At 68.3% G+C, this 25,875-nt stretch carries 31 protein-coding genes; 25 read left to right on the forward strand and 6 right to left on the reverse strand.

The genetic code is table 11. The annotated features are described in order from the left end of the window. Window positions 1-322 precede the first annotated feature (322 nt). The 4 genes from AB0M11_RS06810 to AB0M11_RS06825 all read left to right on the forward strand — a co-directional run bounded on the left by AB0M11_RS06810 (window position 323) and on the right by AB0M11_RS06825 (window position 3,127). Window positions 323-547 carry a hypothetical protein gene (locus tag AB0M11_RS06810; RefSeq protein ID WP_365702158.1) on the forward strand — a complete coding sequence of 75 codons (225 nt, stop codon included), beginning with the start codon at window positions 323-325 and terminating at the stop codon, window positions 545-547. Beyond that, on the forward strand, window positions 544-1,287 hold the full coding sequence (locus tag AB0M11_RS06815; protein WP_365702160.1) for a GntR family transcriptional regulator: 744 nt from the start codon (window positions 544-546) through the stop codon (window positions 1,285-1,287). Before AB0M11_RS06810 ends, AB0M11_RS06815 begins: the two co-directional genes overlap by 4 nt. Continuing rightward, window positions 1,284-1,586: a hypothetical protein gene (locus tag AB0M11_RS06820; RefSeq protein WP_365702162.1), complete on the forward strand. Its 303-nt coding sequence runs from the start codon at window positions 1,284-1,286 to the stop codon at window positions 1,584-1,586. Before AB0M11_RS06815 ends, AB0M11_RS06820 begins: the two co-directional genes overlap by 4 nt. Before the next feature lie 482 nt (window positions 1,587-2,068). After that, window positions 2,069-3,127, forward strand: coding sequence for a Shedu anti-phage system protein SduA domain-containing protein (locus AB0M11_RS06825; protein WP_365702164.1), 1,059 nt, complete (start codon window positions 2,069-2,071; stop codon window positions 3,125-3,127). 73 nt (window positions 3,128-3,200) lie between these two features. Here AB0M11_RS06825 and AB0M11_RS06830 read toward each other — a convergent pair whose 3' ends face one another. The 5 genes from AB0M11_RS06830 to AB0M11_RS06850 all read right to left on the reverse strand — a co-directional run bounded on the left by AB0M11_RS06830 (window position 3,201) and on the right by AB0M11_RS06850 (window position 8,760). Next, a complete protein-coding gene (locus AB0M11_RS06830) occupies window positions 3,201-3,725 on the reverse strand; it encodes a hypothetical protein (protein WP_365702166.1) in 525 nt (174 codons plus the stop codon). A gap of 827 nt (window positions 3,726-4,552) precedes the next feature. Next, on the reverse strand, window positions 4,553-4,939 hold the full coding sequence (locus tag AB0M11_RS06835; RefSeq protein ID WP_365702168.1) for a hypothetical protein: 387 nt from the start codon (window positions 4,937-4,939) through the stop codon (window positions 4,553-4,555). 428 nt (window positions 4,940-5,367) lie between these two features. Next, complete coding sequence (locus AB0M11_RS06840) at window positions 5,368-6,348, reverse strand: hypothetical protein (protein WP_365702170.1); 981 nt, start codon at window positions 6,346-6,348, stop codon at window positions 5,368-5,370. Between the two features lie 30 nt (window positions 6,349-6,378). Then, a complete protein-coding gene (locus AB0M11_RS06845) occupies window positions 6,379-7,770 on the reverse strand; it encodes an AAA family ATPase (protein WP_365702172.1) in 1,392 nt (463 codons plus the stop codon). Between the two features lie 525 nt (window positions 7,771-8,295). Further along, entirely contained in the window at window positions 8,296-8,760 is a 465-nt protein-coding gene (locus AB0M11_RS06850) for an NUDIX domain-containing protein (protein ID WP_365702174.1), read from the reverse strand. Window positions 8,761-8,778: 18 nt separating this feature from the next. Between AB0M11_RS06850 and AB0M11_RS06855 the strand changes: the two genes are divergently transcribed. The 14 genes from AB0M11_RS06855 (at window position 8,779) to AB0M11_RS06920 (ending at window position 17,966) form a co-directional block, all read left to right on the forward strand. After that, entirely contained in the window at window positions 8,779-9,558 is a 780-nt protein-coding gene (locus tag AB0M11_RS06855; RefSeq protein ID WP_365702176.1) for a GntR family transcriptional regulator, read from the forward strand. Between the two features lie 138 nt (window positions 9,559-9,696). Beyond that, window positions 9,697-10,053: a hypothetical protein gene (locus AB0M11_RS06860; RefSeq protein WP_365702178.1), complete on the forward strand. Its 357-nt coding sequence runs from the start codon at window positions 9,697-9,699 to the stop codon at window positions 10,051-10,053. A 2-nt stretch (window positions 10,054-10,055) separates the two neighbouring features. Continuing rightward, the gene (locus AB0M11_RS06865; protein WP_365702180.1) at window positions 10,056-11,411 is read left to right on the forward strand and encodes an FtsK/SpoIIIE domain-containing protein; all 1,356 of its coding nucleotides are present in this window, start codon (window positions 10,056-10,058) and stop codon (window positions 11,409-11,411) included. Between the two features lie 83 nt (window positions 11,412-11,494). Then, the gene (locus AB0M11_RS06870) at window positions 11,495-11,698 is read left to right on the forward strand and encodes a hypothetical protein (protein ID WP_365702182.1); all 204 of its coding nucleotides are present in this window, start codon (window positions 11,495-11,497) and stop codon (window positions 11,696-11,698) included. Next, on the forward strand, window positions 11,698-12,351 hold the full coding sequence (locus AB0M11_RS06875; protein WP_365702184.1) for a DUF2637 domain-containing protein: 654 nt from the start codon (window positions 11,698-11,700) through the stop codon (window positions 12,349-12,351). The genes AB0M11_RS06870 and AB0M11_RS06875 overlap by 1 nt, the downstream gene beginning before the upstream one ends. Before the next feature lie 31 nt (window positions 12,352-12,382). Continuing rightward, the gene (locus AB0M11_RS06880; RefSeq protein ID WP_365702186.1) at window positions 12,383-12,577 is read left to right on the forward strand and encodes a hypothetical protein; all 195 of its coding nucleotides are present in this window, start codon (window positions 12,383-12,385) and stop codon (window positions 12,575-12,577) included. A 1-nt stretch (window position 12,578) separates the two neighbouring features. After that, window positions 12,579-12,770 carry a mobile element transfer protein gene (locus AB0M11_RS06885; protein ID WP_310778705.1) on the forward strand — a complete coding sequence of 64 codons (192 nt, stop codon included), beginning with the start codon at window positions 12,579-12,581 and terminating at the stop codon, window positions 12,768-12,770. 13 nt (window positions 12,771-12,783) lie between these two features. Beyond that, window positions 12,784-12,939 (forward strand): hypothetical protein, encoded by a 156-nt coding sequence (locus tag AB0M11_RS06890; protein ID WP_263209767.1) that lies wholly within the window; start codon window positions 12,784-12,786, stop codon window positions 12,937-12,939. Window positions 12,940-12,963: 24 nt separating this feature from the next. After that, complete coding sequence (locus tag AB0M11_RS06895) at window positions 12,964-13,293, forward strand: SpdD-like protein (RefSeq protein ID WP_365702189.1); 330 nt, start codon at window positions 12,964-12,966, stop codon at window positions 13,291-13,293. A gap of 91 nt (window positions 13,294-13,384) precedes the next feature. Then, the gene (repSA, locus tag AB0M11_RS06900; RefSeq protein ID WP_365702191.1) at window positions 13,385-14,806 is read left to right on the forward strand and encodes a replication initiator protein RepSA; all 1,422 of its coding nucleotides are present in this window, start codon (window positions 13,385-13,387) and stop codon (window positions 14,804-14,806) included. After that, window positions 14,800-15,021, forward strand: a complete 222-nt coding sequence (locus AB0M11_RS06905) for a helix-turn-helix domain-containing protein (protein WP_351960385.1) — start codon at window positions 14,800-14,802, stop codon at window positions 15,019-15,021. Before repSA ends, AB0M11_RS06905 begins: the two co-directional genes overlap by 7 nt. After that, window positions 15,021-16,148, forward strand: a complete 1,128-nt coding sequence (locus tag AB0M11_RS06910; RefSeq protein WP_365702193.1) for a tyrosine-type recombinase/integrase — start codon at window positions 15,021-15,023, stop codon at window positions 16,146-16,148. The genes AB0M11_RS06905 and AB0M11_RS06910 overlap by 1 nt, the downstream gene beginning before the upstream one ends. Window positions 16,149-16,560: 412 nt before the next feature. Continuing rightward, the gene (locus tag AB0M11_RS06915; protein WP_365702195.1) at window positions 16,561-16,695 is read left to right on the forward strand and encodes a hypothetical protein; all 135 of its coding nucleotides are present in this window, start codon (window positions 16,561-16,563) and stop codon (window positions 16,693-16,695) included. A 398-nt stretch (window positions 16,696-17,093) separates the two neighbouring features. Further along, window positions 17,094-17,966, forward strand: coding sequence for a GNAT family N-acetyltransferase (locus AB0M11_RS06920; RefSeq protein ID WP_365702197.1), 873 nt, complete (start codon window positions 17,094-17,096; stop codon window positions 17,964-17,966). A gap of 51 nt (window positions 17,967-18,017) precedes the next feature. Here AB0M11_RS06920 and AB0M11_RS06925 read toward each other — a convergent pair whose 3' ends face one another. Further along, window positions 18,018-18,893, reverse strand: coding sequence for a bifunctional DNA primase/polymerase (locus AB0M11_RS06925; RefSeq protein WP_365702199.1), 876 nt, complete (start codon window positions 18,891-18,893; stop codon window positions 18,018-18,020). A 370-nt stretch (window positions 18,894-19,263) separates the two neighbouring features. Here AB0M11_RS06925 and AB0M11_RS06930 point away from each other — a divergent pair, with 370 nt between their 5' ends. The 7 genes from AB0M11_RS06930 to AB0M11_RS06960 all read left to right on the forward strand — a co-directional run bounded on the left by AB0M11_RS06930 (window position 19,264) and on the right by AB0M11_RS06960 (window position 25,750). Continuing rightward, window positions 19,264-19,581 (forward strand): hypothetical protein, encoded by a 318-nt coding sequence (locus AB0M11_RS06930; RefSeq protein ID WP_365702201.1) that lies wholly within the window; start codon window positions 19,264-19,266, stop codon window positions 19,579-19,581. A 423-nt stretch (window positions 19,582-20,004) separates the two neighbouring features. Further along, window positions 20,005-21,192, forward strand: coding sequence for an acyl-CoA dehydrogenase family protein (locus AB0M11_RS06935; RefSeq protein ID WP_365702203.1), 1,188 nt, complete (start codon window positions 20,005-20,007; stop codon window positions 21,190-21,192). Beyond that, on the forward strand, window positions 21,176-22,120 hold the full coding sequence (locus tag AB0M11_RS06940; RefSeq protein ID WP_365702340.1) for a bifunctional MaoC family dehydratase N-terminal/OB-fold nucleic acid binding domain-containing protein: 945 nt from the start codon (window positions 21,176-21,178) through the stop codon (window positions 22,118-22,120). Before AB0M11_RS06935 ends, AB0M11_RS06940 begins: the two co-directional genes overlap by 17 nt. Window position 22,121: 1 nt before the next feature. After that, window positions 22,122-23,306 carry an acyl-CoA dehydrogenase family protein gene (locus tag AB0M11_RS06945; RefSeq protein WP_365702205.1) on the forward strand — a complete coding sequence of 395 codons (1,185 nt, stop codon included), beginning with the start codon at window positions 22,122-22,124 and terminating at the stop codon, window positions 23,304-23,306. Next, window positions 23,296-23,745, forward strand: coding sequence for a MaoC family dehydratase (locus AB0M11_RS06950; protein ID WP_365702207.1), 450 nt, complete (start codon window positions 23,296-23,298; stop codon window positions 23,743-23,745). Before AB0M11_RS06945 ends, AB0M11_RS06950 begins: the two co-directional genes overlap by 11 nt. After that, entirely contained in the window at window positions 23,742-24,908 is a 1,167-nt protein-coding gene (locus AB0M11_RS06955) for a lipid-transfer protein (RefSeq protein WP_365702209.1), read from the forward strand. Before AB0M11_RS06950 ends, AB0M11_RS06955 begins: the two co-directional genes overlap by 4 nt. A 272-nt stretch (window positions 24,909-25,180) precedes the next feature. Next, window positions 25,181-25,750, forward strand: a complete 570-nt coding sequence (locus AB0M11_RS06960) for a SigE family RNA polymerase sigma factor (protein ID WP_365702211.1) — start codon at window positions 25,181-25,183, stop codon at window positions 25,748-25,750. The last annotated feature ends 125 nt before the right edge of the window (window positions 25,751-25,875 follow it).

The following is a 25,875-nucleotide window of genomic DNA, read 5'->3' on the forward strand; positions in this document are numbered from 1 at the left end:
GAGGACACCGCGCTCGTCCGCCCGTACGTGCTGGCCTGGGAGGCGCGTGTACGGGCGCGCTCGGTGGTGGTCGCTCCCCATGTGCCGACCGATGCCTGGTCGGCCCTCGTGGGGGTTCACTGATGCCTCCTCGCCAACAGCCCCGTATCGCGGACACCCCCGCCGCCCTCTACCGATCGACCGCCTGCCGCATCGGCACCCATCCCGCCTGCGCGGAGTCCTCCCCGACCTCGGAGCCGGCCGACCTGCCGGTGATCTACGAAGCGTGCAACTGCCCGTGCCACATGGCACGTGACCAGTCCGCGCCTGCGGAGGTGGCACGGTGAGCGAACGGGTCCCCGGTGGCGCTCTCATCTCCAACATCGAGGTCACCTCGACCACTGTGCAGCGCGGCGACATCATCCAACTCGGCGGCTGTGCCTGCCGGGTGGGAGACCTCTTCCAACTCCCTCATGGCGCCAAACAACTCGTCTTCGAGTCGGGCGAGTCGCTGACCATACACAGGCGCACCCGGCTCGTCGTCGCGCGAACGCTGAGAAGGCGGTGACCGAAGTCGTGCCGTCTCGCCACCACGACATCGCCGAGGACCTCCGGCGCCAGATCATGACCGGTCGGATCCAGCCTGGCGAGCGTCTTCCGTCCGAAGCCGGCCTGGCCGACCGGTACAAGGTCAGCACGGTGACTCTGCGGAACGCCCTCGCGGTGCTCCAAGGGGAAGGTCTCGTCGAGAAGATCCACGGCAAGGGCAACTTCGTCCGCCGCCCCGTGCGCAAGATCATGTACGTCGGCGGTTGGGGCACGCTGGACCCCTGGACCGCCGCTGATGCGCCCCTACGCGTCACCATTCGCAGCACGACGGTGCAGGCTCACGGGCATCTGACGACCTTGCTGAAGGTGCCCACGGGCAGCCCCCTTGCCGAGTTCACCTGCGTCAGCCTCGAAGGAGACGCACCGCACGGGCTCGCCCGCATCTACATCCCGCGTGACCTGGTCCCGGCCGGGGCGCTCGATGACGAGTCCACGTGCCGGGAGGCGGTCACGCGATTCGCCGTACTTGGCCCGTCGCCGGCCGCCGTCAGGGAGACGGTGTGCGCCCGGCAGCCGACGCCGGGCGAAGCCTCGGCCCTCCGCATCGGCTCCGCCCCGCCCGTCCTCGCGATCACACGCGTCGCGACCGACCCCACCGGTCGAGTCGTCGAAGCCGCACTACTGGCGTTCCCAGGGGATCGCGTCGACGCGGTCTTCACCACCCACCACATGACCGATGAGAGGCAGACGCAAGGATGACGGCACGGAACGAACTGCGGCTTCTCCCGTGGTCGGGGCCGGAGGGTAAGCCCTGCTACCTGAGCACCGATGACCGGAACGGCTCCATGTCCCGCCTGGCGGACAACATCGAGGCAGTCCAACTCGGCACGGCGGCCGACCTGCTGGAACGAGCCTCCGAAGCGCTCGACGACCAGGACACGAACCCGGAGGATATGCGGCACCTGGCGAAGGAACTGACTGGCGTTCTGCGAGACGTTCTTCGCGTCGCGACCAGCCGCGGCCACCTCCTGGCGGTGAGCGAACCGCAGGGCGAGTGAAAAGGATCGGGCGAAAAGGCGTGTGACGATAGCGGCCGTCCTGGTGGGGAGGGGAGCCTGAGCACCAACCGGGGCTCTCCTCCCCGTCGCGTTACGTTGCCCCAGCGATACGGCGCACATCGATGTGGAGAAGAATCTCTCTGCGCCGTCTGAGCCTCAGCCGAAGACAGCCAGCCACAGCGGCGGGTGCGCGGACCGACCACGCGCGCGTGTGCCTCGCTGCACCCCCGTCGGCCTCAGCCACGCGGCCATGCTGCTTCTGTGACTGAGTCAGCAGGCTCGGATGTGCCCGCTGGCCGGCCTTGTTGACCGCGGCTGACCCTGCATCTGGCACGACCGTGGCACGTGATCGTTGCCCCTTGCTTACGGCTGCTGTCTCGCGCTTGGGCGAATCCGCCGGAGGCGGCGATGTCAGTGGTACCTGAGACCATGGCCTTCAGGTGACAGGACAACCTTCACCGACCGCCTGGCTAGGAGATCAGTTGGGGCGTATCGCACTGACCGAGTCTTTTGTCACTGGGAGCTACCCGCGCCTTGATCCTCACGCGCGCCAGAGTGTGATGGCCTTCTGTCATGCCTTTATGGAAGGCGGCGCCGCTGCTGCAACGCTCCAATCCCCGCAGTGGGCGGCGAAGCGGTTGCGCGGGGACCGCGGGCGTGAACAGCCCATGTTCACTGTTCGGCTAAACCACGTGTTGCGGGCACATCTGCTGGAACCTGCTCGAACTGGCGATCCCCACGTACTTGTGGACGTGCACGAAAGGACGCCGGTGATCGACTGGGTGGATCGCTACGTCCGCGACACAGCTCGGAGCCCTGCTCTCGATCTGCTGAGCACTGGCGAAGGGTCGGATCAGACGAGTGAAACTGTGGGCATCTCCCTGGTCAATGATCGGCTTAGGCTTGTCTCCCTCCACGTAGATGGTTCGGTGCGGCTCCCCTCCGGACCTGATGTCGCCCACGACCTGCTGAACATTGGCACCTCGGCGATGCCGAGCTTGACCGTCCTCGCTCGGCAACTAGAGGACCTGATCAACGACCCACGGGTGCGAGAAGCCGAGCTCCAGCGGTTCTTCGAGCGACATCCTGAGTTTCTACTCAATGATTCCTACGAGCAAGCCGTCCCTCAGCTCGTCCTACCGCTCAGCGACGGCAGATCGCTTCGGCCGGACTTCGCGCTCACCCCGTCCAACCCTGCCGACTTGTGCGACCTGTTGGACTTGAAGCTTCCTCAACACCAGCTCTTGGCCGGCATCGACAGCCGTATCCACCTGTCCGCCAAGGTCATGGACGCGGTTGGTCAGATGCGTACGTACCAGAATTACTTTAACGACGAAGGGCGGCGGAAGACCGTGCACCAGATGTACGGCCTCCGTTTCTTCAGGCCGCGCATGATCGTCGTTATCGGGCAACGCAAAGCGGTCGATCCGATCAAACTGCGAGAAGCAGAGTCCGACGTCCCGGGCCTTACCCTCGTCGCTTACGACGACATCCTCGAACGTGTCAGAAGCCGCATTCGCCGTAAGTCTCCGCCCGCATGACGCAGGCTACTGCGGGCGCTATAGCGGCGCCAGGCTGTCCAACCTGGCTACCAGAGAACCTCAGCTTGGGAAGCTAAGGGCGTTTACGGGAGTTCGCCGAACCGGCCTGTGGCGATGCCGTGTCGGAGCCTGAGTCTCCGCCGGCCTGCTCCCCGCTGTTCCCCGTGGTTCCCCGCCCGATCTGGCACGGGTCCGGCACGGCTGCGTCGCCAAGCAGTGCGGCAAGTTCCCTCAGGTCGTTCGTGACCATGACTTGAGCGAGGCGTCCGGCAATGGCCACGACCTCTGGCCAGGCAGATGCCCGGAGATACTCCGCGTCGGTGTCGTGGGGCGCCTCGGCCGCCGCGGCGTTGAGCGCGGCACCGAGTTCTCTCATCAGGCCGACCTCTTCGTCACTTCGTAGGCTGATGCCGAGGTACCGCTCTGGCTCGTCGGCGTCGCAGAAGTCGTCGAAGAGTGTGTGAAAGACATGGGCCAGGCCTTCGAACGCCGACGGGTCGAGCCACACATCCCGCTGCCACGGTGGATTGGCCAGAGCCAGCACAACAGGTACGACGTGGACTCGGTGGTTCGCTATGACTCGGGTGGCATCGCTCACGAGTCCGAGCATAGCGACCGCAGGTGACGGAGGCGTCGGCGCTTTCGGAGCACCGCATTCGGAGTTCGATCCGGGTCCGCTTCGGCTGCGGTCGGCAACTGGTGGGACGACCGGACAGAGTCGCTGGTGTACGCCCTCGTCCGGCGTCGTTGATGTCAGCAGTGGATGTCAGAGCTTTCTGATCCGTAGCTCTGTAGGGGGCGGGCATGGTGGCTTGGGGGTTGCTGTACCTCGTTGCTGTACTGCACGATCGTGGCCGGGGGTGAAGGCGTGGAGCGGGACCGGCTCAAACAACTGCTGGGCGGTGACGACGAAGCGTCGGTGGCTGCCCTGGCTGCTCTCTGTGCCGGCGGATCTCACGTTGTGTGGGACGGCACAACGTCCGCCGCGTCACTCGCCAGGATCTACGGCCGCAGACTCAGGCTCACCCTTCGGAAGGGCATTGAAACGACGGGGCTGGAGCAGGCTGTGCAACGGCTCAGTTGCTATGCCGGACCGGTCCGGCTGGGCCAGATCAGAGCTGCCGATGGGTCTTGGACGTTCGTGCTGTTCTTTGATCAGGACGGCAGCGCTCTGGTGTCATGCACTGGCGTACGGCGAACGCCAACCGAGCTCTGACATCCTCACGGGCCGACGCCTGCCGAAGCTCGGACCTCCACCACGCTTTCCAACTGTGGTGGTGCGGTGTTGGGGCGTGTGCGGGGGCGTTCACCCGGGTTCATGGGCGGCTGGTTCGCGCGGCGAGCCTGGCCGATGGTCCGCTCTGAACGGCCTTGAACGGGGGTGAATGAGACGGAAACTGAGACGGCGGTGCGGGAGAGGCTGTCTCACTCTTCCCCAGGTGGGATGAGGCGATCGGCGCTCTCGGCGTCGTCCACGTGTCCGTGGGCGTCGACGGTGATCGGGGTTGCTCGTCCCTTGGCTGTGACCAGCCATGCAAGCACCTGCTCGGTCAGCGGCCCGCTGTCGGGTCCCTCGTCCTTCCAATACGCGCGCCATCCACCTCCTGGGATGGCTGCAACGACCTGGTCGGCCTGCTCAAGGTGGGAGAAGTCCGGGTAATCCGTCACTGGGCGGCGGGTACCCCGCTTGGGATCGACGACAAGTGCAGTGCCTGTCGTCTCGTCCCAGGCATCGACATGCACTGTTCGGCCGGTCATCGTCTCCGTGCCGGTGAAGATCGCGAGCCAGCCTGTCCCGTTGAAGTAACGCATGCGGTCATCGTCCATGACCGTGGCCGGCCCCGACGCGGGACTGACCAACTTCGTCGCTCTGACGGGACCTCAGCTTGGGAAGCTGCGGGCATTTGGGACCGAATCAGGGGCTGACCTGCGCGAACAACCGAGGTGCAGCCTCGTCGGAGTCGGCTGCCTTCACCGTGGTTCCCCGCTGTTCCCCGCCCGATCTGGTGCGGTTGTGGTGCAACGGGGAGCAGCGATGATGGCGTGCGACGGTAAATGGTGACCTGCTGGGCAGCAGGTCACAGCACCGCTGCAAGCTCTTCGACAACTTGTGTGTCGATCTCTTCGGCCTTACCGTCGAGCAACTAATGGGAGGGCAGAGCTTTCAGCTACCCCAAGTCGCAGTGCAAAGGTGCCCAGGCCTAGCAGAGGAAGGCCGACGCGGGCACCCTCCGGCAGTGTTAGGCACAGGCAGCAGCTCCAGGAGGTTCTGACTCGGTGGCGCTAGCCCGGGACAACCAGAGTTCGACGGCCGCGAAAAGTTTTTCTGATCGCAATTTCTGATATTCAAGGCAAGACATCAAAGCTATCTCTAGCAATTCCGGGGATTGTAGCCCCCTTCTCCGGCCGTCTTCTTTCGTGAAGACCCTTTTGCAGTTCTCCTTAAGGAACTTTACTACGAAGTGCGCAATGTCGTGACCTCGGACAAAATTGCGGAAATCATCGGTGACTGATTTTCTTAGTTCCCCATAGCGCCGTGTAAGATTATCGACAGAAATTTCCCTCGCCTTCTCTTTCAGGGAAATGCGGAAGACTTCACGTATCACATCATCCGGACATGGGGTTGCCAGAGGGATGCGGTCTACCGCTTTCGGGGATATAGCTGCTCCTGTATCTGCCTCCCTAAGACATGCGCCGATCAAAAATGAGGCAGTCAGCGGATCTTTGATTGCCCGAAGAACCATAGGTGCAGATATCTCTGCAGGAGCGGCGAATACGACACGCAACAGCTTGTCAATTACGTGATCCGATAGAGTGTACGACTCTAGGGATGCATAGTCCGTAAAAAACAGTCCTGGAATTTCAGGTTTTTTGTCCAAGGCTATACTGGCGTAATCAGAATCAGCAATCATTAGCGCCGAAGTGCAATCTGGAGCCAGGTCATTCAAGATCTCCGCGAGACGGACCACTCTCCCCCGCTCCCCGGCGGTGTGTCCTCCATCAAGGACCTCACCGTCAGGCAGGTAGACCCTGTCACCTACCGCGTACACGCGAATGAGGTTTCCTCGGTGATCGATTTGTGAAAGGTACCAGTCAAAGAACGCTTTATCGTTACTCCCCTCGACAATTACGTCCCTGACCTCCGGCTCCAACTCGTATAGCGTCACGAGCTCGGCAGGTTGGCGTCGTTCCATGTCTTCGAAAGGTTCTGTCGTCGCCATCAGTGCCCCCTGGGATTCCGCCGATGCCTCTTACTTCTTTGGTACCATCCGCGCAAGCGAAGCGCGATGTCCTGTAATGACCTCGATGGAATGTGTAGCGACGACGAATTGAACGGCACTTCCCTCTGTACATGCGAGCAATGCATCCATCAGTTGGCGCTGCCATTTGACGTTTAGGCTAATTTCCGGTTCGTCAATCAGGAAAAGTTTCGTGTTTTCGCGAGCCAAAATTGTATTGAGTAGCAGCAGTAGGATTTGACGCTCGCCGGAGGACAACTGTTCGGGGGAAAGTCGATTATTGCCAGCGGACCGGACTTGAATTCCCCTGAACGTTTGGTATGTAACCTTCTTGCCGCTGTTACCAAAGAATCGATTCATTTCGTTGGTGAATGTCTGCACCAGTGCGAAGACACCATTCAGGGCATCCAGGCGAGCTGATTGGGAGCTCAGGAAGGGATCAAGAACCGCTTCGGCAACACCGAGCTCGCTGTCAGGAACGGCACGAACAGCGTCAATGAATTGATCTTTGTTGATCCTTGGCAGAAGCCCGTAGCGACTGTATACCTGCGTCCTTTCGGCTACTTCTTCAATTTTTCCAATCAGCTCATCCTTTGTGACCTCCTTGCGAGACGCTTCGGTATTCGCTACTCGGCCAAGAATGCCGAGATAGACGCTGTTGGAACTTCGCGATCCTTGCTGACCGCCTTTAATCACTTGATCTTTCACGAGTGCGTCAACACGCTCAATGGCCTGGGTGAGCTCGGCGGCTACTCCTTTCGCTGATTCGGCTGACGGGTCGTCGTCATCCTCAACAATGACCCACTCTTCCTCCCGTGTGCTTGAATCGATCGCGTCACCGTAGATTTGTCGATCATCCGCGAGCATGTATGGTACGGCTCCGAGCTCTTTCAGGTATGCGGCGAATTTATCGCTGCCATCCTTGTATTCTTCTACGGGGCGTTGCATTCGCGCTCGGATCAGTCGAAGTCGTAGCTCCCGTTCGTTCGATTCCGCGTTCTCCCCCAAGAGTGAGTCAGGCACCGCCGTTACGCCCGCTGCCGTTACCATATAGGCTTGCCGAACCTCCGTCTCGCCGTCAACGGTGATGGAAAAGGAACCGGTCAAACCATCATTCTTAGTCACCTTGATAGTGTCACCCATGGAGAGGCGAATCACTAGCGACCGAAATGGTGTCTTCGCAATTCGCTCGCGGTGCCCTTTAGAGGTATCTGCGGATAGTGTGTCCCATAGCAGCTTGAGTATTGTTGTCTTTCCGCTGCCGTTATTTCCGTAGAGCAGTGTGAGTCGTCGGCCCCGTGAGTCCGGTTCGTTGACGCCAAAAAAGTCTAGATGGTAGCTATACGCGCCAAACAAATCTTCGATCTCGACCCATGAGATGAGGGCGGCGTTCGTGACCTGCATGAGACCCCCGTAGGTGATGCGGCTGGGTGTCTGCAAGATACAGCTCACGACTCGCCTACGGGCGCGTTTCCCGAGTTGGGAAGCTACCGATTGCTTCCCAAGCTGACTCGCTCTCTGGCCCTTCCTAGCTGACTTCGGATCTCAGCTGTGTTAACGCCATCCAAGCAACACGTGCGGAGACAGGCGCGGTCGGTGGAGCGGCTTTGGGGTGGCGCTGCTTTGGCGCGAGTGATCATGGCCCTGTAAGCTTCCGGCGCGTCGGGCAGTCTGTGGACCTGCCCGGTAAAGTACGACGTTGGGGCCATGATCTTCGAGGCTCGCGCCAAAGTGGCTCCGTAAAGCCGTGGAGCCGACCGCCCCAGCCACGACGTACCCGCTTCTCTGGCATCAGGCGGCTCCATGCTCTGAGCGCGGCACGGGCGCCGGCCGGGCTGGAGCGGGGCGGAGACAGGAGCGGCGGCCCGGCCGGGGGCCGTGCCGCGCGCGGGGAGCGGAGCGAGCCGCCTTGATGATGGAGAGAAGGTTTTATCCCGCTGGGATGAGGCGCTTGCCGTCGTGGCTGCGGACATGGGGGCCGTTGCCGTCCAGGGCATCGAGGAGTCTGACGGCGTAGACCTCGGACATCCGGTCGCTGACTTCGTCGGGGGTGAGCCAGGAGACGGCGGTGGATTCGTTGGAGGTGCGTTCGGTGCCGCCGGAGGGCCTGCATCGGAAGACCAGGGCGACGATGCCTCGGGTGGTGTTCTTGTAGACCCCGGTGAGTTCGTCGATCTCGACGTGGATGCCGGTCTCCTCCAGGACCTCGCGGGCGACGCCGGCTTCGGGGGTCTCGTTGAGTTCGAGGATGCCGCCGGGGAGTTCCCAGGTGCCGTTGTCGGCTCGGCGGATCGCCAGGAGGCGGCCGTCCTCGCGCACCACTGCTCCGGCTACGGATACGGAGTGCAGGGGGGAGGGTGTCGCTTCCTGTGGTTGACTCATGTAGAGGAGCATAGGAGGCAGAGAAGGACTATGGGAACTGCGGCGGGAGGGGTCGGTTCCGGGCCTCGATACGTGCAGATCGCGGACGAGATCGTGCAGCAGATCCGGGCGGGTGTTCTCAAGCCTGGTGACATGGTGCCGAGTGAGTCTGAGCTGGTGGACCGCTATGGCGTGTCCGGCGGGACGATCCGTAAGGCCATGGTCGAGGTGCGGGCGAGTGGGCTGGTCGAGACCCGGCACGGTAAGGGTTCGATCGTGAAGAACCGGCCTCCGGTGCGGCACCGCTCCTCCGATCGCTTCCGGCGCTCGCTGCGGCAGGGAGGGCAGGCGGCCTACCTCGCGGAGTCCGCGCAGTCCGGGGCCACGGCCAAGGTCAGCGTCCTCTACATCGGGCCCATCGAGGCGCCCGAGGATGCCGCCGAGCGGCTGGGCGTCCCCGCCGGTACGCAGGTGCTGGCCCGTCGGCGCCTGTACTTCCGTAACGGCACGCCGGTCGAGACCGCCACGTCGTACCTGCCCTGGGACGTCGTGAAGGACATCCCCGAGCTGTTCGCTGAGAACCCCGGCGGCGGTGGCATTTACGCCCGACTGGAAGACCACGGGCATGAGTTCGCGGAGTTCGTCGAGACGCTGCAAGCGCGGCCGGCCTCCAAGGCGGAAGCCACGGAGTTGGCGCTGAGCCCTGGTGCTCCGGTGGTTCATCTGATCCGTGAGGCTCGTACGGTCGCGGGCCTTGTGGTCGAGGTGTGCGACACCCTCATGGCCGCTGACCAGTTCGTTTTCGAGTATCGGATCCCTGCGGACGACTGACGCTGGCTCAACTTCTCACAGCCCGTCGCGAGTTCTTCTTCGTGGCGGGTTGACTCATGTACAGGAGTGATGCACTCTTCTTCATGTCACTCATGTACATGAGTGGCGAAGTTCAGCATCTATAGAGGAGTGATCTCTGTGCGTCAGATTCCCGTCGACACCTCCGGCGCGGTTGTCATGGTCGCCAAGTCCCCGCAGGTCAAGGTGCGTGACCGTCGTACCGGTGAGATCGCCACCGACACCGAGACCGGGGCGAAGCTGATGACGGTGGACGTGATGTTCGCGGCGAACGAGCAGGTGGAGATCCTGTCCATCACCGTTCCGGAGCCGGGTATCTCCGGTGAGCTGGCCATGGGCACGCCGGTCGCACTCACGGGGCTGATCGCCCGGCCGTGGGAGAACGACTTCAACGGCCAGAGGCGGCACGGCATCGCGTTCCGCGCGGTCGCGGTGACCTCGCTCGCCGGCGCCGCCGCAGGGCCCAAGGCAGCCTGATCATGACCGGGTTCACGGTCGCTCTGGTGCTGGTCGTCGCTGCCGTGGGTCTCCTGCGGTGGCGGCGCCCCGCCTGGTACTGGTTGACCTTCGGGGTCACGCTGGCCGTGGTGCGGGTCCTGGTCCGGTACGGCTCGGTCATGGACGCGTGCGGGTTGACCGTCCCGCCCGCCCGGTGGCGGCTCGCTCTGGCCCGTGCCACCAACCGGCCGATACCGGAGCCGCGTCCGCCACGCATCCTGCGGTTACGGCCGACTCGTACAGGCCTGGTCCTGCGGCTCAAGCTCCGTCCTGGGCAGGACGCCTTCGATATCGCAGCCGCTTCGGACCGGCTTCGGCACTCGTTCTCGATGTACGGCGTCACCTCGCGGGAACTGCATTCCGGCGTCGTCGAAGTGCGGATGACCGGCTATGACGTGCTCAAGCGGGTGCAGATGCCGGCCGAGACCGACCCGCGGCCGATGCGGGTGCCGGTCGCCCTGCGGCAGGACGGCTCGGTGCACTACCGCGACTACCGGGCGATACCCCATGCCCTCACCCTCGGCGCCACGGAGTCCGGCAAGTCCGTCTACCAACGCAACCTGGTCGCCGGGCTCGCCCCGATGGACGTCGCCCTCGTCGGCATCGACTGCAAGCAGGGGGTCGAACTGTTCCCGCTGGCCCGCCGGTTCTCCGCGCTGGCCGACGACCCCGACACCGCCGCCGAAGTGCTCGATGCGCTCGTGGCACGGATGGAGCGCGTCTATCAGGTCATCCGGTCCCAGCAGCGGATCACCTCCGACGTGCCGGATGCGGAGATCGCCGCCGACATCTGGGACCTGCCCGACGACCTGCGCCCGGTTCCGGTCGTGGTCCTGGTCGATGAGGTCGCCGAACTCGCCCTGTACGCAAGCAAGGAGGAGGAGAAGCGCCGGGATCGCATCGTCACCGCGCTGGTCCGCCTCGCCCAGCTCGGCCGCGCGGCCGGCATCTACCTCGAAATCTGCGGGCAGCGCTTCGGCTCCGAACTCGGCAAGGGCATCACCATGCTCCGCGCTCAGCTCACCGGCCGTACCGCCCACCGTGTCAACGACGAATCCTCCGCCAACATGGCCTTCGGCGATATCTCCCCGGACGCCGTCCTCGCCGCCATCCAGATCCCAGCCGAGCTGCGCGGCCTTGCCATCGCGGGCGACTCCTCCGGCGGATGGCACCGCATCCGCGCCCCGCACACCTCGCTTCGCCAGGCCGTGAACATCTGCAACCGGCACGCCGACCGGACCCCGGACCTGCCCGAGCTGGCCCCGTTCCGGCCCGCCCTCCCCGGCCCCGACACCGAGTCCGTGCCGCTGGTCAAGGCGTCCTCGGCTACCGCCTGATCTCTCACCGCTCCTCACGGTCGGCGTGACCGTCTTCACGCCGCGTCCCTACCCCGCCATGCCCAAATGAAGGGAGACCCGCCATGTGCCCGGACTGCGAGGACTTCGCCCGGACCGTGCTCCTGCTCGGCCAACTCGCCCTCTACGCCGACATGGCCGGCGCCGACCTCGACTTCGTGGAAACCGTCAGCCCGTCCCTCGCCGTCTCGCTGCCTGAGCCGCCGCCCGGCATGTTCCCGGACGACTACGACCCCGACGGCGGCCCCGCCTACCCGGGCGACCTCTGATGGGTGCCCGTCACGGTCTCCGGGTCGACGCGGTCCTGATTCAGGCCGTGATCGCCGGTGCCCTGTCCTTCGCCCACCTGCACGACCTGGCCGCCGCTGCCGGCCAGAACGGCTGGAAGGCCTGGGCCTACCCGGTCAGCGTCGACCTGCTCCTGGTCGCCGCCTGGCGTCGGCTGCGCAGTGAGGGGCCGTCCCGGCTGGCCTGGTGCTGGTTCGTCGTCGCGCTGTTCGCCTCGCTCGGCGCCAACGTTGCCACCGCCGGATTCCTCGACCTCACCGACCCGCCCGCCCTGCTCCGCCTCGGCATCGCCGGATGGCCCGCGCTCGCCTTCCTCGGCGGCACGCTCCTCGCTCACTCGTCGCCTGCCGAGCCGGAGACGGAGCCGATTCCGCTGGCCCCCGTCCCGGACACGCCGGACGCTGAGCAGCCCGCACCGGAAGCCGTGCCCGCGCCCGACGCGACCCCCGTGCCCGAAGTCACGGCTGCCGCGACACCGGTGCCCCCGGTCCCCGCCGCCCTCGTCGACCACGCCCGCAAGGTCGCCGACGAGTACCGCACCCGCACCGGATCCCCGATCGACCCCGACACCCTCCGCTCCCGCCTCGGCGTCCCGCCCCACCTCGCCGACGCCATCGCCGCCCACCTCACCTGACCCGCGAGAGACACCGGAAGGAAGACCACAGATGACCCGCGACCCCGCTGCCCTGACCGCTGCCGACTACCTCGACGGCGCCCGCGAGATGACCGCAGCCGATCGGCCCTACCTCGCCCACCTGCTCGCCGAGGAGGCCGCCAAGCGCACCCCCGACCCGGCCACCGCAGCCGGTATCCGCGCGACCTTTCCCGACCCGACGACCGCCCGAGAGGAGAGCGACTGACATGCCCGCCCGCGACAACTTCCACTCCCTGATGCGGATCGGCCCCGTGCAGATAGGCACCCACCGAGACCGCAACGGCCGGACCGTGCACGCCGCCGTCTGCACCGCCGACCGCTGCGGCTGGTCCGCCGACTACTCCAGCCAGACCGCCGCCCAGCTCGCCGCCCGTACGCATCGCTGCCGCGTCGCCTAGGAGACCACCGTCCATGCAAGTTCCGCTCTGGTTCGCCCTGTTGGCCGTCGGCTACCTCGGCGTCAAGCTCATCCGCCCGCCCTGGTGGCTGATCTGCGTGCTCCTCCTCGGCGGCTACCTCCTCGCCGACAGCGTCTTCGCCCCGCTCATCAACACCGCCGTCAAGTAACCCGCCGCGAAAGGAGAACCGCCCATGTTCCGGCCCAAGCTCCCGACCATGCCCCAGCCCACCGGCCTGACCACCCCGCCCGCCGTCGTCCACCCGACCACGATCACCCCGGGAACCCCGACCGCCCCGGTCCCGTCGGCACCAGTCGCCGTTCCCGCGCCGCCGTCCCGCCCGGTTGTCCAGCTCACCCCCGGCACCGCCCTCGCCCTCGTCGGCGGCGGCACGGCCGTCGTCCTGGTCCTCGGCGCCGTCCTCGTCTCGCTGCTCCTGGCGGTCGCCATCACCGGCGCCTCGGTCGCCGTCTGCGCGGTCGTCCTGCGCTCCCTGCTCGCCTCCGACGCCAAGCGCCGCTGACCGGCCCCCGGGCGGCCTCGATACCGCCAAGCATCCGCCGCCCGGGAGCCGTCCCCGCCGATCGATCTCGCAATCGGAAGGAACCACCAGCATGGCCCACCGGGCCTCACCCGCGACACAAAAGACGCACCCGCTCACCCCGCCGCCGCTCGACCCGACCACCCTCCGGGACGTCCTCCGGGTCGCCTCGGCCTCCGACTACTCCCGCTGGGAAGACCAGATCCGCCGTACCGGCGGCTGCTCCGACCCGATCCACCTCACCGGCTGGACCCTCCACAAGGACAAGACCACCGGTGAGACCCTGCACCACTACTCCACCGCCGTCGAACCGGGCGGACGCCTCCGCCTCGCCTGCGGCAACCGCCGCGCCTCCCGCTGCCCCTCCTGCGCCTGGACCTACGCGGGCGACACCTACCACCTGATCCGCGCCGGCCTCGCCGGAGACGACCGCCGCGACATTCCCGCCGCCGTCCGCGACCACCCCCGTGTCTTCACCACCCTCACCGCGCCCTCCTTCGGCCCGGTCCACAACCGCCCCGACCACGGCGGCACCTGCCGCTGCGGCACACCGCACACCCCCGACGCCTCCGAGCTGGGCACCGCTCTTGACCCGAACACCTACGACTACGCGGGCGCCGTCCTCTTCAACAACCACGCCGGTCAGCTCTGGCAGCGCTTCACCACCCGCCTCCGCCGGGAACTCGCCGCCCGCGCCGGCCTGCCCCGCCGCGAACTCGCCGACCACCTCCGCGTCTCGTACGGCAAGGTCGCCGAATTCCAGAAGCGCGGCGCCCTCCACTTCCACGCCGTCATCCGCCTCGACGGCCCCGACGGACCTGGCACACCACCGCCCGCCTGGGCCACGGTCGGCCTCCTCACGGACGCGGCCCGCGCCGCCGCCGCGCACTCCTACACGTCTGTCTCCGTTCCCGCCTCCGCCGACCAACCCGCCCGCACCTTCCGATGGGGTCGGCAACTCGACGTCCGGCCGGTCAAGGCATTCGGCGACGGCTCCGACATCACCGAACAGGCTGTCGCCTCCTACGTGGCCAAGTACGCCACCAAAGCCGCCGAGAACACCGGCACTCTCGACCGCCGTATCGGCGAACTCGCCGAACTCGACCGCCACCACGTCCCCGACCACACCCGCCGACTCATCACCGCCTGCCGCGACCTGGACGCCCTCTACCCGGACCGACGTCTCTGGGCCTGGGCTCACATGCTCGGCTTCCGCGGCCACTTCTCGTCCAAGTCGCGCACCTACTCCACCACCCTCGGCGCCCTCCGCCAGGAACGCGCCGACTACCGCGCCGCCCAAGAGGCCTCCGCCCTCGGCCTCGACGACCGCGAGCCGGACACCGTCCTCGTCCTGACCGACTGGCAATACGCCGGCCACGGCCACACCCCGGGCGAAGCCGCCCTCGCCGCCACCATCGCCCGCGACCTCCAGACCAACCGCGAGACCGCCCGCGACGCCTTGAACGGCCTCGCCATCGACGACAGGGAGTGGTGACCGTGGACCGACTCCTCACCGTGGACCAGGTCGCCGAACGCCTCGGCACCGGTCTCCGCTTCCCTCGTCGTCTCATTGAGGAACGCCGCATCACCTTCGTCAAGGTCGGCCGACACGTCCGCATCCCTGAGAGCGCGGTCGACGAGTACGTCAGCAGTCACACGGTGGAGCCGATCGTCCTGCGGCCCTCCTCGGCGTACCGGAGGGCTGCCTGATGGCGGGCAAGCGCAAGTCCCGCCGGAGCTTCGGCCGCGTCCGCAAGCTGCCCTCGGGCCGCTTCCAGGCTCGCTACCCGGGCCCTGACGGCGTACTGCGGGCCGCTGATCGGACGTTCGCCACCTCGACCGACGCTGATCGCTGGCTGGCCCGGAAACGCATAGAGATCGAAGAGGGACGCTGGCTCGACCCGGCAGAGGGACAGACGACCGTGCGCGATTGGTCGGCCCGCTGGCTCACTGCCGTCTCCCCGCAGCTCAAGCACAAGACTCAGGCGTCGTACCGGTCCCTGATCAACTCGCTGATCGTTCCCGCGCTCGGTGATCGTGAGCTGTCCAGCCTTCGGCCGATCACGATCGCCGAGTGGGTGGGCGCCATGAAGACCCGGGGACTCAGCGCGTCGCGGATCCGGCAGGCGTACCGGGTGCTGTCGCAGATCATGCGGGCGGCCGTCGACAACGACATGATCGCGCAGACACCGTGCAGGGGAGTGAGGCTGCCTCGGATGCCCCAGACCGAGCCTCACATCCTCACCCCGCTCGAAGCCTCGCGGATCGTGCGGAGCGCGGCGAAGCCGCATGACCTGCTGATCGCCCTGCTCGCGTACGGGGGTCTGCGGATCGGTGAGGCGTTCGCACTGCGGCGGGCGGACATCGACGTCTCCGGCGGCCTGGTCCACGTTGACGAGAACCTGGCCGAAGCGAACGGCGCCCTCGTCTTCGACACCCCCAAGTCCCATCAGAAGCGGATCCTGCGGGTCGGTCCCTCGCTGGCGAAGCGGCTTGGCCGCCACCTGGAGACGCTGAAGGGTGGGGAAGACGCCCTCCTTTTCGTGACGCCCGGTGGCAAGCCGCTGCGCTACAACCAGTGGCGCAAGGCGTACTTCGACCCCGCCGTGGCTGCGGCCGGCCTGACCGACGTCACCCCGCACGATCTCCGTGCCTCGCACGGCACATGGGTCGCCGACCGGTACGGCGTCATGACCGCCGCCCACCGCCTCGGGCACTCGAACGCGAGTGTCACCACCCGGCACTATGCCCGCCCGGTCGCCGGCCGCGACGACCAGGTGGCGGAAGCGGCGGACTCCTGGCTCAGTGGCGGTGATGACGCGAACGCCGTCGACTGAGCCACTACCGAGAGCGAGCCCCTGGCCTTCTGAGCGGCCAGGGGCTCGGTCTGCTCATACCTGGTCGGGCTTGCACGCGAGTCGGACGAAATCCGCTACAGAAGGTGACTTGTTACCGTCTGTTGAGCCTGGCGGCCCGTCGCTACTCTGCGTGGTCATGGGCAAAGTGGTGCGTCTGTACTGGGGATACATGGTGGCTGCGGCTCTGATAGTTGGGTGGAGCCAGCAGTGGGCGTTGCCGGTCATCGTGACTCTGTCGATCGCTGTATCGGCCTACTCCGCCTTTCAAGTGCCGGTCTGGTGCGGGGCGGTCAACCGAGACGGGCGAACATACTGCCGGGAGAACGCGTACGGGGTCCTGATGGGGTGCAGGAGGCGTCAGCATCGGTGGCAGAAGATCAAGATGATCGTCATGCGTAGCAAGGCTGGCGACTTCAGCCGCGCCGTGTTCCCCACGGCCAAGGAGAAGTTCAACGCCTTCCTGGCGGTCGTGGGGCTGCTGTCGGCTGTCGCGGCGGTGATCGTCCCCGTGCTGACCGGCGGCTGAGGCTCCTCGCCAGGGCTGGGGTGGTCGGCCCCCGCTCAGCGGGCACGGTCACGGGGCGAGGGGCACGCAGCGGGCACGACGACGATGACAATGGCTCCGCCGGGGTGCCGGTACCTGTCTGACCTGCGGCGGAGACCCAAGAGCCCCAGCCCGCCGAAAGGTCTTGAAAACCGTCGTGGCGCGAGTCACCGTGGGTTCAAATCCCACACCCACCGCATGACGCGAACGGCCCCTGACCAGGTATGACGGTCGGGGGCCGTTGGTGTGTGCGGGTGGGGAGGGAGGCGGCGTCGCTTGTCGGTGGGGTGGGATGAGGCGGCGTCGTGTGGGGCTTTGGGGCCACCTCTGTTCGGTGGGCGGTGCGGGTGCAGGTCGGCGGAACGGGAAAGGTACCGGGCATGCCTTCAGCCGACTGGTACCTGACCGATGATGCCGACGACTTCCTCGACCGGGCCGGTGACTTCCTGCGGTCCCGTCCCGGACCGCATGTCATGCAGTCGACGTGGGCCGAGCGGGTGCGGGCGCGCGGGGTGGCGGCGTTCGGTGCCGACGCCTGTCTCTTCGGTGTCCTGGAGGAGGCCGGTGAGGTCCGCGCCACCTTCTACCGCCTGGTGCCTCGCGGGTTCGGCCTCTCCCCCCTCACCTCCGAGCAGGCCGACCTCCTCGCCGCACGGCTGGCCGCCCTCGGCCACCGTGTCCCCTCCGTGAGCGCGGACCACGCCACGGCCACCGCGTTCGCCGAAGCCTGGCAGCGGCGCACCGGCGCGACGCCGAGGCTCCGGGACACGCGGCTGTCCCTGTACCGCCTCGGCACGCTCACACCGCCGGACCCGCCGCCGGTCGGGCGGGGCCGTGTCCTGGGCGAGCAGGACCTGGAGCAGGCCGTGTTCTGGTGCGCCGAGTTCGCCCGGGCTGTCGGGGAGGACGTCGTCATCGACGCCGGCACCTGGTCCGGCACGCGCTTCGCCGACAAGACCTACACGCTCTGGGAGACGCCGGACGGCACTCCCGTCTCCGTCGCGGGCATGAACCCGCTGATCGGCGGCCAGATCCAGGTGGACGTCGTCTACACCCCCGCCCACCTGCGCGGCCGCGGGTACGCGGCGGCCGTGACGGCGGAGGTGAGCCGGGCCGCGCTGGCCGCGGGGGCGCAGGACGTCGTCCTGTTCGCGGACCTGTCCAATCCCACCAGCAACGCTCTGTACCAGCGTCTCGGATACGTCCGGCTCAGCGAATGGTCCGTGTACGACTTCTCGGCGTCCGTGCGTTGAGGAGGCCGCCCAGGAAGCGGCGTTCGACGGGGGGTTCGGTTTCGGGGCCTCTCAAGGCCGGTGGCCGGTCATGCGGGCCGCTGATGCGATGGTCGCGCGGGCCTCGTGTTCCGTCAGGCCGGTGTGCACCGCCGCATCGATGAGCGGGGCTCGCAGGGCTCGGCCGATGCCGTTCTCATAGGCGCGGCAGGCGGCCCAGAAGAGGCGGGTGTTGCGCTGGCCCTCGTGGGCGGAGAGGACGAACTGGACCAGACCCTGGCCGCGGTTGCCCACCGAGGGGTGGGTCGCGGGGTGGGGTGCGCGCGGGGGCGGGAGCAGGAGGCGGAGGAGGGACGGCGGGCAGGGGGCGGGGACCAGGTGTTCGGCACCGGGGGCGACGGCGTAGACGCCGTGGTCGGTCCGGGAGCCGGGGCCGACCAGGTAGCCGCCGGCGCCGCGGATGTCGATGCCGGGGGCGAGCCGGCCGGCCGAGTTGGGGATCACGACGTCCGGCGGTGCGGTCAGCCAGAGGTGGCGGCCGCCGCTCGGGGTCACGACGACGACCGTCGGCGGAATGGTGAACAGGTGCCGCAGAGCCAGCTCGCGCAGGGCGGACGTGGCGTCCGTACCGGCCTTCACGTCGAGGTCGACGCCGATGAGGCGGTGCGGGGGCAGCCCGCAGGCGATGCCGTAGCCGGTCGCCCAGGGCGCCGCGGCGAACAGTTCGCGGATGCGGGCCGGGTCGGTGGTGGCGTCGTACACGCCGTGGCCGGGGCGGCCGCACTCGCCGTGGCAGGGCGGCAGCGCGGGTTCCGGTTCGTGGCGGTGCGGCGAGCGCAGGGCCGGAAGTTTGGTCCGGGACAGGGGGATGACGGCCAGGCCGCGCTCGGCGGCTGACAGGGCGTGTGCGAGGGCCAGCGTCGTGGCCTGCCGATCGGTGGTGGCCATGGCTCCATGTTCGTACGTGCGTTCGAAAAAGGGAAGAGGGGGCCGCTGTGACACGCCGGAGGAACCCCGATGCCGGGTGTCTGGGTGTGGAGCGGGAGCCGAACGTTTTTCCCTTAGGGGGCCTAGGGGGAGTGAAGGTTCTGAGTGGTGCGGAGTGAGGCTGAAATCTACTAAAGGTGGTGAAAGGGTTTATCGACTTGTCATCACGCTTGAGGGCGAATAACGGCTTCTGTGATGGTTCGCCGGGGATTCGGTGGGCAACTCTGGTCTCGCGACGTCGACGACAAACCCCGGGGCGGTCGGCCAACCACCCTGGAAAATGCACTACTTGACGAACGTCCGGCACAGCCGGGCGCTGAGAGGAAACAACATGGCAAGCATCCGTACCGCCCGCGTTCTCGCCGCCGTCTCCGCCCTCCCGCTCGCCGCCGCCCTCTTCGCCGGTGTCGCGGCTGCGGACAACGGTGCGTTGGCGGGCAACGGATCGAGCGCCAACGCCGGCTCGGCGGGCATCATCGGCAGCGGCGTCGGCCGCGACAACAACGGCAACTCCTCCACGACCCAGCAGAACGCGGTCGGGAACGGCGCGTCGAACCAGAGCAACACCGCTCAGGTCAACCGCTCCGCGTGGACCGCGATCCAGCAGGGCAACGACAACGTTGCCGTCCACTTCACCCGGCTGTGGTGAACCCCGTCTGACCTCGTCCGGGTGCTGGTGGGGAGTGGTCTGTGGGGAGGGGGTGCGTCCGCGCGGCGGTGCTTCGGCACCGCCGCGCGGGCGTTCACCGGCCCGGCGGCCGACCGCTCATGGATCTCTGCGGCGGGCCGACGGCACCGTCAGCCGCCCGGCTGTCTTTGCCTTCGCCCAGCCGCCTCTGCCGTCGTCCGGTCACCGTCTGCCCGTCGGTCCGGGGCGCCTCTGTCGTCGTCCGGCCGCCATGACTCCCGCCCCCTCGCGCCGCCTCCCGCCCCCTTTGTGCCGCCTCCGGCCCCCTTGCGCCGCCTCCGGCCCCCACCCGCCGCTTCACGCCCGCCGCTTCGTGCCCGCCGTCTCCCCGTTCGACCTCGTCGTGCTTGACAGCGCACCGTATCTGACGGACAGTCAGAAACCATGTATCTGGCTCCCACCGAACGCCAGCAACGGCTGCGTGCCGAACTCCGGGACTACTTCCGCAGTTTGATCCCGACTCCCGTTCCCGAGGACCCCGCCGAACGCCGTGAGCTGCTGCGTCGGATCGGCGCGGACGGGCTGCTCGGCCTCGGCTGGCCCGTCGAGTACGGCGGTCAAGGGCGGGGCGCGGACGAGCAGTTCGTGTTCTTCGACGAGGCGTACCGGGCCGGCGCCCCCGTCTCGATGGTCACCCTGAACACGGTCGGCCCGACCCTGATGAAGTACGGCAGCGCAGAGCAGAAGGCCCGTTTCCTGCCCGGCATCCTCCGTGGCGACCTCGTCTTCGCCATCGGCTACAGCGAGCCCTCCGCCGGCACCGACCTGGCCTCGCTGCGTACCCGGGCGGTACGGGACGGCGACGGCTGGCGGATCGACGGGCAGAAGATCTTCACCTCGGGCGCCCAGCACGCCGACTGGATCTGGCTGGCCTGCCGCACCGACCCGGACGCTCCCCGGCACCGCGGCATCTCCATCCTCCTGGTCCCCACGGACGCGCCCGGGTTCTCCTGGACGCCGATCGAGACGGTGGGCGGCCAGGTCACCACGGCCACGTACTACGACGGCGTCCGCGTCCCCGCCGGGAACCTGGTCGGCACCGAGCACGACGGCTGGTCGCTCATCACCAACCAGCTGAACCACGAGCGGGTCGCGCTAGCCGCGACCGGTATGCAGGCCGAGGACTTCTACGCGGCCGCGCTCTCCGCCGCCCGCACCCCCGATCCGGTGACCGGCCGGCGCCGTGTTGACGAGCCCTGGATTCGTTTTCGGCTGGCCGAAGCACATGCCAGGCTCGCGGCGAATCGCCTGCTCAGCTGGCGTCTGGTGGGGGGCGCGGGGGCGGGCCGGGTGGCCCCTGCGGAGGCCAGCGGAGTGAAGTTCGCGGGAACGGAATCGGCAGTCGCGACGTATCGCATGTGTCAGGAGATCGTCGGCGAGGCGGCATTGGTCCGGTCCGGTTCGCCGGGGGCGTTCGACGGCGGCGAGCTGGAGCGGCTCAACAGGGCGGCGCAGATCAACACGTTCGGGGGCGGGGTGAGCGAGGTGCAGCGGGAGATCGTCGCGACGATGCGGCTCGGGATGCGCAGGACGGGGAGGGGTGGGGACCGTGGCAGTGGCAGGGGGGAGTGACGAACCGGGGGCGCGACCCGAGGCGGACGATCTCGGCACGCGGCTCAAGGTGTACGAGGGGCAACCGGCGGCCCGCGCCGGCACCGGCAAGGACCCGGTCAACCTGCCCATGATCCGCCACTGGTGCGAGGCGATGGGCGACACCAACCCGGCGTACGAGGGGCCGGACGCGGTCGCCCCGCCCACCATGCTCCAGGCCTGGACCATGGGCGGTCTCTCCGGGCACACCGCCCGCACGGGCGCGTACGACGAGCTGCTCACCCTCCTCGACGAGGCGGGCTGCACCTCGGTCGTCGCCACCGACTGCGAGCAGGAGTACCTCAGGCCGCTGCGGCCGGGCGACGAGGTCGCCTTCGACACCGTGATCGAGTCGGTGTCCGGGCGCAAGACCACCAAGCTGGGCACGGGGTACTTCGTGACCACCCGCACGGACGTCCGGGTAGGCCCCGAACTCGTCGGCACCCACCGCTTCCGCGTCCTCAAGTACGCGCCGGGCGGCCGCAAACCCAAACCGTCGCCGCGCCCCCGGCCGGTGGTCAACCGGGACAACGCCGGCTTCTGGGAGGGCGTGGCCGAGGAGCGCCTGCTCGTCCAGCGGTGCGCGGACTGCGGCACCCTGCGCCACCCCTGGCTGCCGGGCTGCAACGCCTGCGGCTCCCTGGACTGGGACACGGTCGAGTCGTCCGGCGAGGGCACGGTCTGCTCGTACGTCGTGATGCACCACCCGCCCTTCCCGGCCTTCGACCCTCCGTACGCGGTCGGCCTGATCGAACTCGCCGAGGGCGTGCGGATGGTGAGCAACGTGGTGGGGGTGCCGTACGACAAGGTGCGGATCGGGCTGCCGGTACGGGTGGAGTTCCGCCGGTACGAGGACGAGGGCGGGGCGCTGACCCTGCCCGTCTTCCGGGTTCTCGACGGGGAGGTCTGACATGGACTTCACGCCCACCGAGGCCCAGGCGGAGGCCCGTGATCTGGCCGCCAGGATCTTCGCCGACCTCGCCACCCACGAGCGGCTGCGGACCGTGGGCACCGGCAGCGACCCGGAGCTGTGGAAGGCCCTCACCGCGGCCGGGCTGGTGGCCGCGGTGGAGGAGCTCGGGCTGCTGGGGCTGGTGCTGCTCCTCGAAGAACAGGGGCGCACCACGGCCCAGGTGCCGTACGCGGCGAGCTGCGTGTACGGGCAGCTGGCGATCGCCGCGCACGGCACGGTCGAACAGCGGGAGCGGCTGCTGCCGGGGATCGCGGACGGCTCGGTGGTGGTCACCGGCGCGTTCCCCGCACAGCCCGCGGTACGACCCGGCGCGCACGGCGCGTTGAGCGGCACCGTCCCCGTCGTCCCCTGGCTGCGTGACGCCACGCACGTCCTGGTCGCCGATGCCGGACGGCGGCTGTGGCTGGTGCCCATCGGTGAGGGCACCGGCATCGAGGAGGTCGAGCTGACCGCGCCCTGGTCGGCGGGTCGGCTCACCCTCGACGCGGCCCCCGCGGAGCCCCTCGGCGCCGCCGACGGTCCGGTTTCCGGTCTCGGCACCGCCGACGGCCCGCACCCAGGTCCAGCCCGACGCCCCGACTCCGGCTCCGACTCCGGCCCCGGCTCCGACTCCGGCCCCGAGTCCGGCTCCAACCCCGACTCCGACCTCGGCCCTGCCCCCGGCCCCGGTGCCTACGCCTACGCCGACGTCCTGGCCACCGCCCGCACCGCCTTCGCCGGACTCCAGGCGGGCGTCTGCGCGGGCTCACTCGCCAGGGCCGTCGCGCACGTCAACACCCGCGAGCAGTTCGGGCGCCCCCTCGCCACCCGGCAGGGCGTCCAGCTCCGTGCCGCCGACGCCCACTTGGACACCGAGGCGATACGGGTGACGGCGTACGAGGCGGCCTGGCGGCGGGACGCCGGGCTGCCGTACGCCACGCACGCGCTGACCGCGGCCTGGTGGGCGTCCGAGGCCGGGCAGCGGGTCGTGCACACGGGCCAGCATCTGCACGGCGGTGCGGGCGCCGACGTCGACCACCCGGTGCACCGGCACTTCCTGTGGGGCCGGCAACTGGACGCGTATCTGGGCAGTGGGGGCGAAGTGCTCCAGGAACTAGGGGAGTTGATCGCGAGTGGGAGTTGAGACGACGCGGCCGGGCGTGGGCACCGAGCTGCCCGCGCTGGAGATCCCGATCACCCGCACGCTGATCGTGGCGGGGGCGATCGCCTCCCGGGACTACCAGGACGTGCACCACGACGCCGAACTGGCCCGGCACAGGGGCTCGCCGGACATCTTCATGAACATCCTGACGACGAACGGCCTGGTCGGCCGGTACATCACCGACTGCTTCGGCCCGACGGCAGTGCTCCGCAAGGTCGCCATCCGGCTCGGCGCGCCCAACTATCCAGGGGACACCATGGTGTTGACGGGCCGGATCGAGGAGCTGGACGACGAGACGGGCACGGCGACGGTCCGGGTGGTCGGCGCCAACGGCATCGGCAACCACGTGACCGGCACGGTGACCCTCACCTTCGCCGAAGCCACGGTGACCGTCACCCTCACCGGCGAGGCGGACTCATGAGCGTGCGGGGCCGGGACTCGCTCGGCGGGCGGGCGGCGGTCGTCGGCATCGGGGCGACCGAGTTCTCCAAGGACTCGGGGCGCAGCGAGCTGCGGCTGGCGGTGGAGGCGGTGCGGGCCGCGCTGGACGACGCGGGGCTGTCCCCGGCCGACGTGGACGGGATGGTGACGTTCACGATGGACACCAGCCCGGAGATCACCGTGGCCCAGGCCTGCGGGATCGGCGAGCTGTCCTTCTTCTCCCGCGTCCACTACGGCGGCGGCGCGGCCTGCGCGACCGTCCAGCAGGCGGCGCTGGCGATCGCCGCCGGGATCGCCGAGGTGGTGGTCTGCTACCGCGCCTTCAACGAGAGATCGGGCCGCCGCTTCGGCTCGGGCGTGCAGCACCGGGAGCCGTCGGTGGAGGGCGTGGCGCTCGGCTGGGTGCTGCCCTTCGGGCTGCTCACCCCCGCGTCCTGGGTGGCGATGGCGGCGCAGCGCTACCTGCACACGTACGGACTGACCCCGGAGGCGTTCGGGCACGTGGCGGTGACCGACCGCAGGTACGCGGCGACCAACCCGGCCGCCTACTTCCACGGCCGCCCGATCACCCTCGCGGACCACGCGGCGTCCCGCTGGATCGTCGAGCCGCTGCGGCTGCTGGACTGCTGCCAGGAGACGGACGGCGGTCAGGCCCTCGTCGTCACCTCGGTGGAGCGGGCGCGCGACCTGCCGCATCCGCCGGCCGTGATCGCGGCGGCCGCGCAGGGGGCCGGCCGGGCCCAGGAGCAGATGACCAGCTTCTACCGGGACGACCTGACCGGGCTGCCGGAGATGGGCGTGGTGGCCCGCCAGCTGTGGCGCACCAGCGGACTCGCTCCCGCCGACATCGACGTGGGGATCCTGTACGACCACTTCACCCCGTTCGTGCTGATGCAGCTGGAGGAGTTCGGGTTCTGCGGGCGCGGCGAGGCGGCGGACTTCGTGGCCGAGGCGCGGCTGCCGTTGAACACGCACGGGGGGCAGCTCGGGGAGGCGTACCTGCACGGGATGAACGGGGTGGCGGAGGGCGTGCGCCAGCTGCGCGGCACGGCCGTGAACCCGATAGCCGGGGCGGCCCGGGTCCTGGTGACGGCGGGGACGGGCGTACCGACCTCCGGCCTGGTCCTGACCTCGGACGCCTGAGCGCGCCGACAGGCCCGACGGCTCGGACGCCTGAGCGCGCCGACAGGCCCGACGGGTCGGACGCCCGGGGCGGTCGAGCGGTCTGACGGCTCGGACGGGTGAGGGCGCGAGGTCTGGCGGGCTCCTCCCTCAGGGGTAAACCCGTAGCGGTTGGGCACCCGCACTCCACCTTCAGGAGGTGTAGGCAGCCCCACCCCTACTCCCTGAGGGGGACTCGGCTTCGGGACCTGCGGCCGATCCGCCGTGACATCGCTCGCTCATAGCGTGGAGCCATGACCACACCCGTCTGCACCAGCGCTTCGGACGCCGCTGTCTCGGCGAGGCAGACCCGCGCACACACCCGCCCGTACCCGTCGTTCGCGTCGTACGTCAGGGCCCGCCAGCCGGTCCTGCTGCGCACCGCCCGCTCGCTGACCGCCAACCCGAGCGACGCCGAGGACCTTCTCCAGACCGCCCTCGCCAAGACGTACGTGGCCTGGGAGCGGATCGAGGACCACCGGGCGATCGACGGCTATGTGCGCCGTGCCCTGCTGAACACGCGGACCTCGCAGTGGCGCAAGCGCCGGGTCGACGAGTTCGTCTGCGACGAGATGCCCGAGCCCGAGCCGGCCGGGGGCGAGGACGACCCGGCCGAGCGGCAGGCGCTGCACGACGCGATGTGGCGGGCGATCACCAGGCTGCCCGCGCGGCAGCGGGCGATGGTCGTGCTGCGGTATTACGAGGACCTGAGCGAGGTGCAGACGGCCGAGGTGCTCGGGGTGTCGGTGGGGACGGTGAAGTCCGCGGTGTCGCGTGCGCTCGGCAAACTGCGCGAGGACCCTGAGCTGGACCTCGCGCGCTGACGGCCGGGGCGGTCACCGGGGCCGCCGGGCGGGCTTTGTTGGCTTCCTCCTAGTGACATACCGACTGGTATGTGCGCAGAATCAGCGCAGCCCTTATACCGCCGAGTAGGCAATGTCGCCCCCGG

The organism is Streptomyces sp. NPDC051987, assembly GCF_040680735.1.
Taxonomy (GTDB): Bacteria; Actinomycetota; Actinomycetes; order Streptomycetales; family Streptomycetaceae; genus Streptomyces.

Bases quoted from the DNA above. Each gene is read 5' to 3' on its own strand.
- AB0M11_RS06820 (WP_365702162.1), top strand. From the start codon at position 1,284: ATGACGGCACGGAACGAACTGCGGCTTCTCCCGTGGTCGGGGCCGGAG.
- AB0M11_RS06835 (WP_365702168.1), bottom strand. From the start codon at position 4,939: ATGCGTTACTTCAACGGGACAGGCTGGCTCGCGATCTTCACCGGCACG.
- AB0M11_RS06840 (WP_365702170.1), bottom strand. From the start codon at position 6,348: ATGGCGACGACAGAACCTTTCGAAGACATGGAACGACGCCAACCTGCC.
- AB0M11_RS06845 (WP_365702172.1), bottom strand. From the start codon at position 7,770: ATGCAGGTCACGAACGCCGCCCTCATCTCATGGGTCGAGATCGAAGAT.
- AB0M11_RS06850 (WP_365702174.1), bottom strand. From the start codon at position 8,760: ATGCTCCTCTACATGAGTCAACCACAGGAAGCGACACCCTCCCCCCTG.
- AB0M11_RS06855 (WP_365702176.1), top strand. From the start codon at position 8,779: ATGGGAACTGCGGCGGGAGGGGTCGGTTCCGGGCCTCGATACGTGCAG.
- AB0M11_RS06865 (WP_365702180.1), top strand. From the start codon at position 10,056: ATGACCGGGTTCACGGTCGCTCTGGTGCTGGTCGTCGCTGCCGTGGGT.
- AB0M11_RS06870 (WP_365702182.1), top strand. From the start codon at position 11,495: ATGTGCCCGGACTGCGAGGACTTCGCCCGGACCGTGCTCCTGCTCGGC.
- AB0M11_RS06875 (WP_365702184.1), top strand. From the start codon at position 11,698: ATGGGTGCCCGTCACGGTCTCCGGGTCGACGCGGTCCTGATTCAGGCC.
- AB0M11_RS06880 (WP_365702186.1), top strand. From the start codon at position 12,383: ATGACCCGCGACCCCGCTGCCCTGACCGCTGCCGACTACCTCGACGGC.
- AB0M11_RS06885 (WP_310778705.1), top strand. From the start codon at position 12,579: ATGCCCGCCCGCGACAACTTCCACTCCCTGATGCGGATCGGCCCCGTG.
- AB0M11_RS06890 (WP_263209767.1), top strand. From the start codon at position 12,784: ATGCAAGTTCCGCTCTGGTTCGCCCTGTTGGCCGTCGGCTACCTCGGC.
- AB0M11_RS06895 (WP_365702189.1), top strand. From the start codon at position 12,964: ATGTTCCGGCCCAAGCTCCCGACCATGCCCCAGCCCACCGGCCTGACC.
- repSA (WP_365702191.1), top strand. From the start codon at position 13,385: ATGGCCCACCGGGCCTCACCCGCGACACAAAAGACGCACCCGCTCACC.
- AB0M11_RS06910 (WP_365702193.1), top strand. From the start codon at position 15,021: ATGGCGGGCAAGCGCAAGTCCCGCCGGAGCTTCGGCCGCGTCCGCAAG.
- AB0M11_RS06915 (WP_365702195.1), top strand. From the start codon at position 16,561: ATGCGTAGCAAGGCTGGCGACTTCAGCCGCGCCGTGTTCCCCACGGCC.
- AB0M11_RS06920 (WP_365702197.1), top strand. From the start codon at position 17,094: ATGCCTTCAGCCGACTGGTACCTGACCGATGATGCCGACGACTTCCTC.
- AB0M11_RS06925 (WP_365702199.1), bottom strand. From the start codon at position 18,893: ATGGCCACCACCGATCGGCAGGCCACGACGCTGGCCCTCGCACACGCC.
- AB0M11_RS06930 (WP_365702201.1), top strand. From the start codon at position 19,264: ATGGCAAGCATCCGTACCGCCCGCGTTCTCGCCGCCGTCTCCGCCCTC.
- AB0M11_RS06935 (WP_365702203.1), top strand. From the start codon at position 20,005: ATGTATCTGGCTCCCACCGAACGCCAGCAACGGCTGCGTGCCGAACTC.
- AB0M11_RS06945 (WP_365702205.1), top strand. From the start codon at position 22,122: ATGGACTTCACGCCCACCGAGGCCCAGGCGGAGGCCCGTGATCTGGCC.
- AB0M11_RS06955 (WP_365702209.1), top strand. From the start codon at position 23,742: ATGAGCGTGCGGGGCCGGGACTCGCTCGGCGGGCGGGCGGCGGTCGTC.
- AB0M11_RS06960 (WP_365702211.1), top strand. From the start codon at position 25,181: ATGACCACACCCGTCTGCACCAGCGCTTCGGACGCCGCTGTCTCGGCG.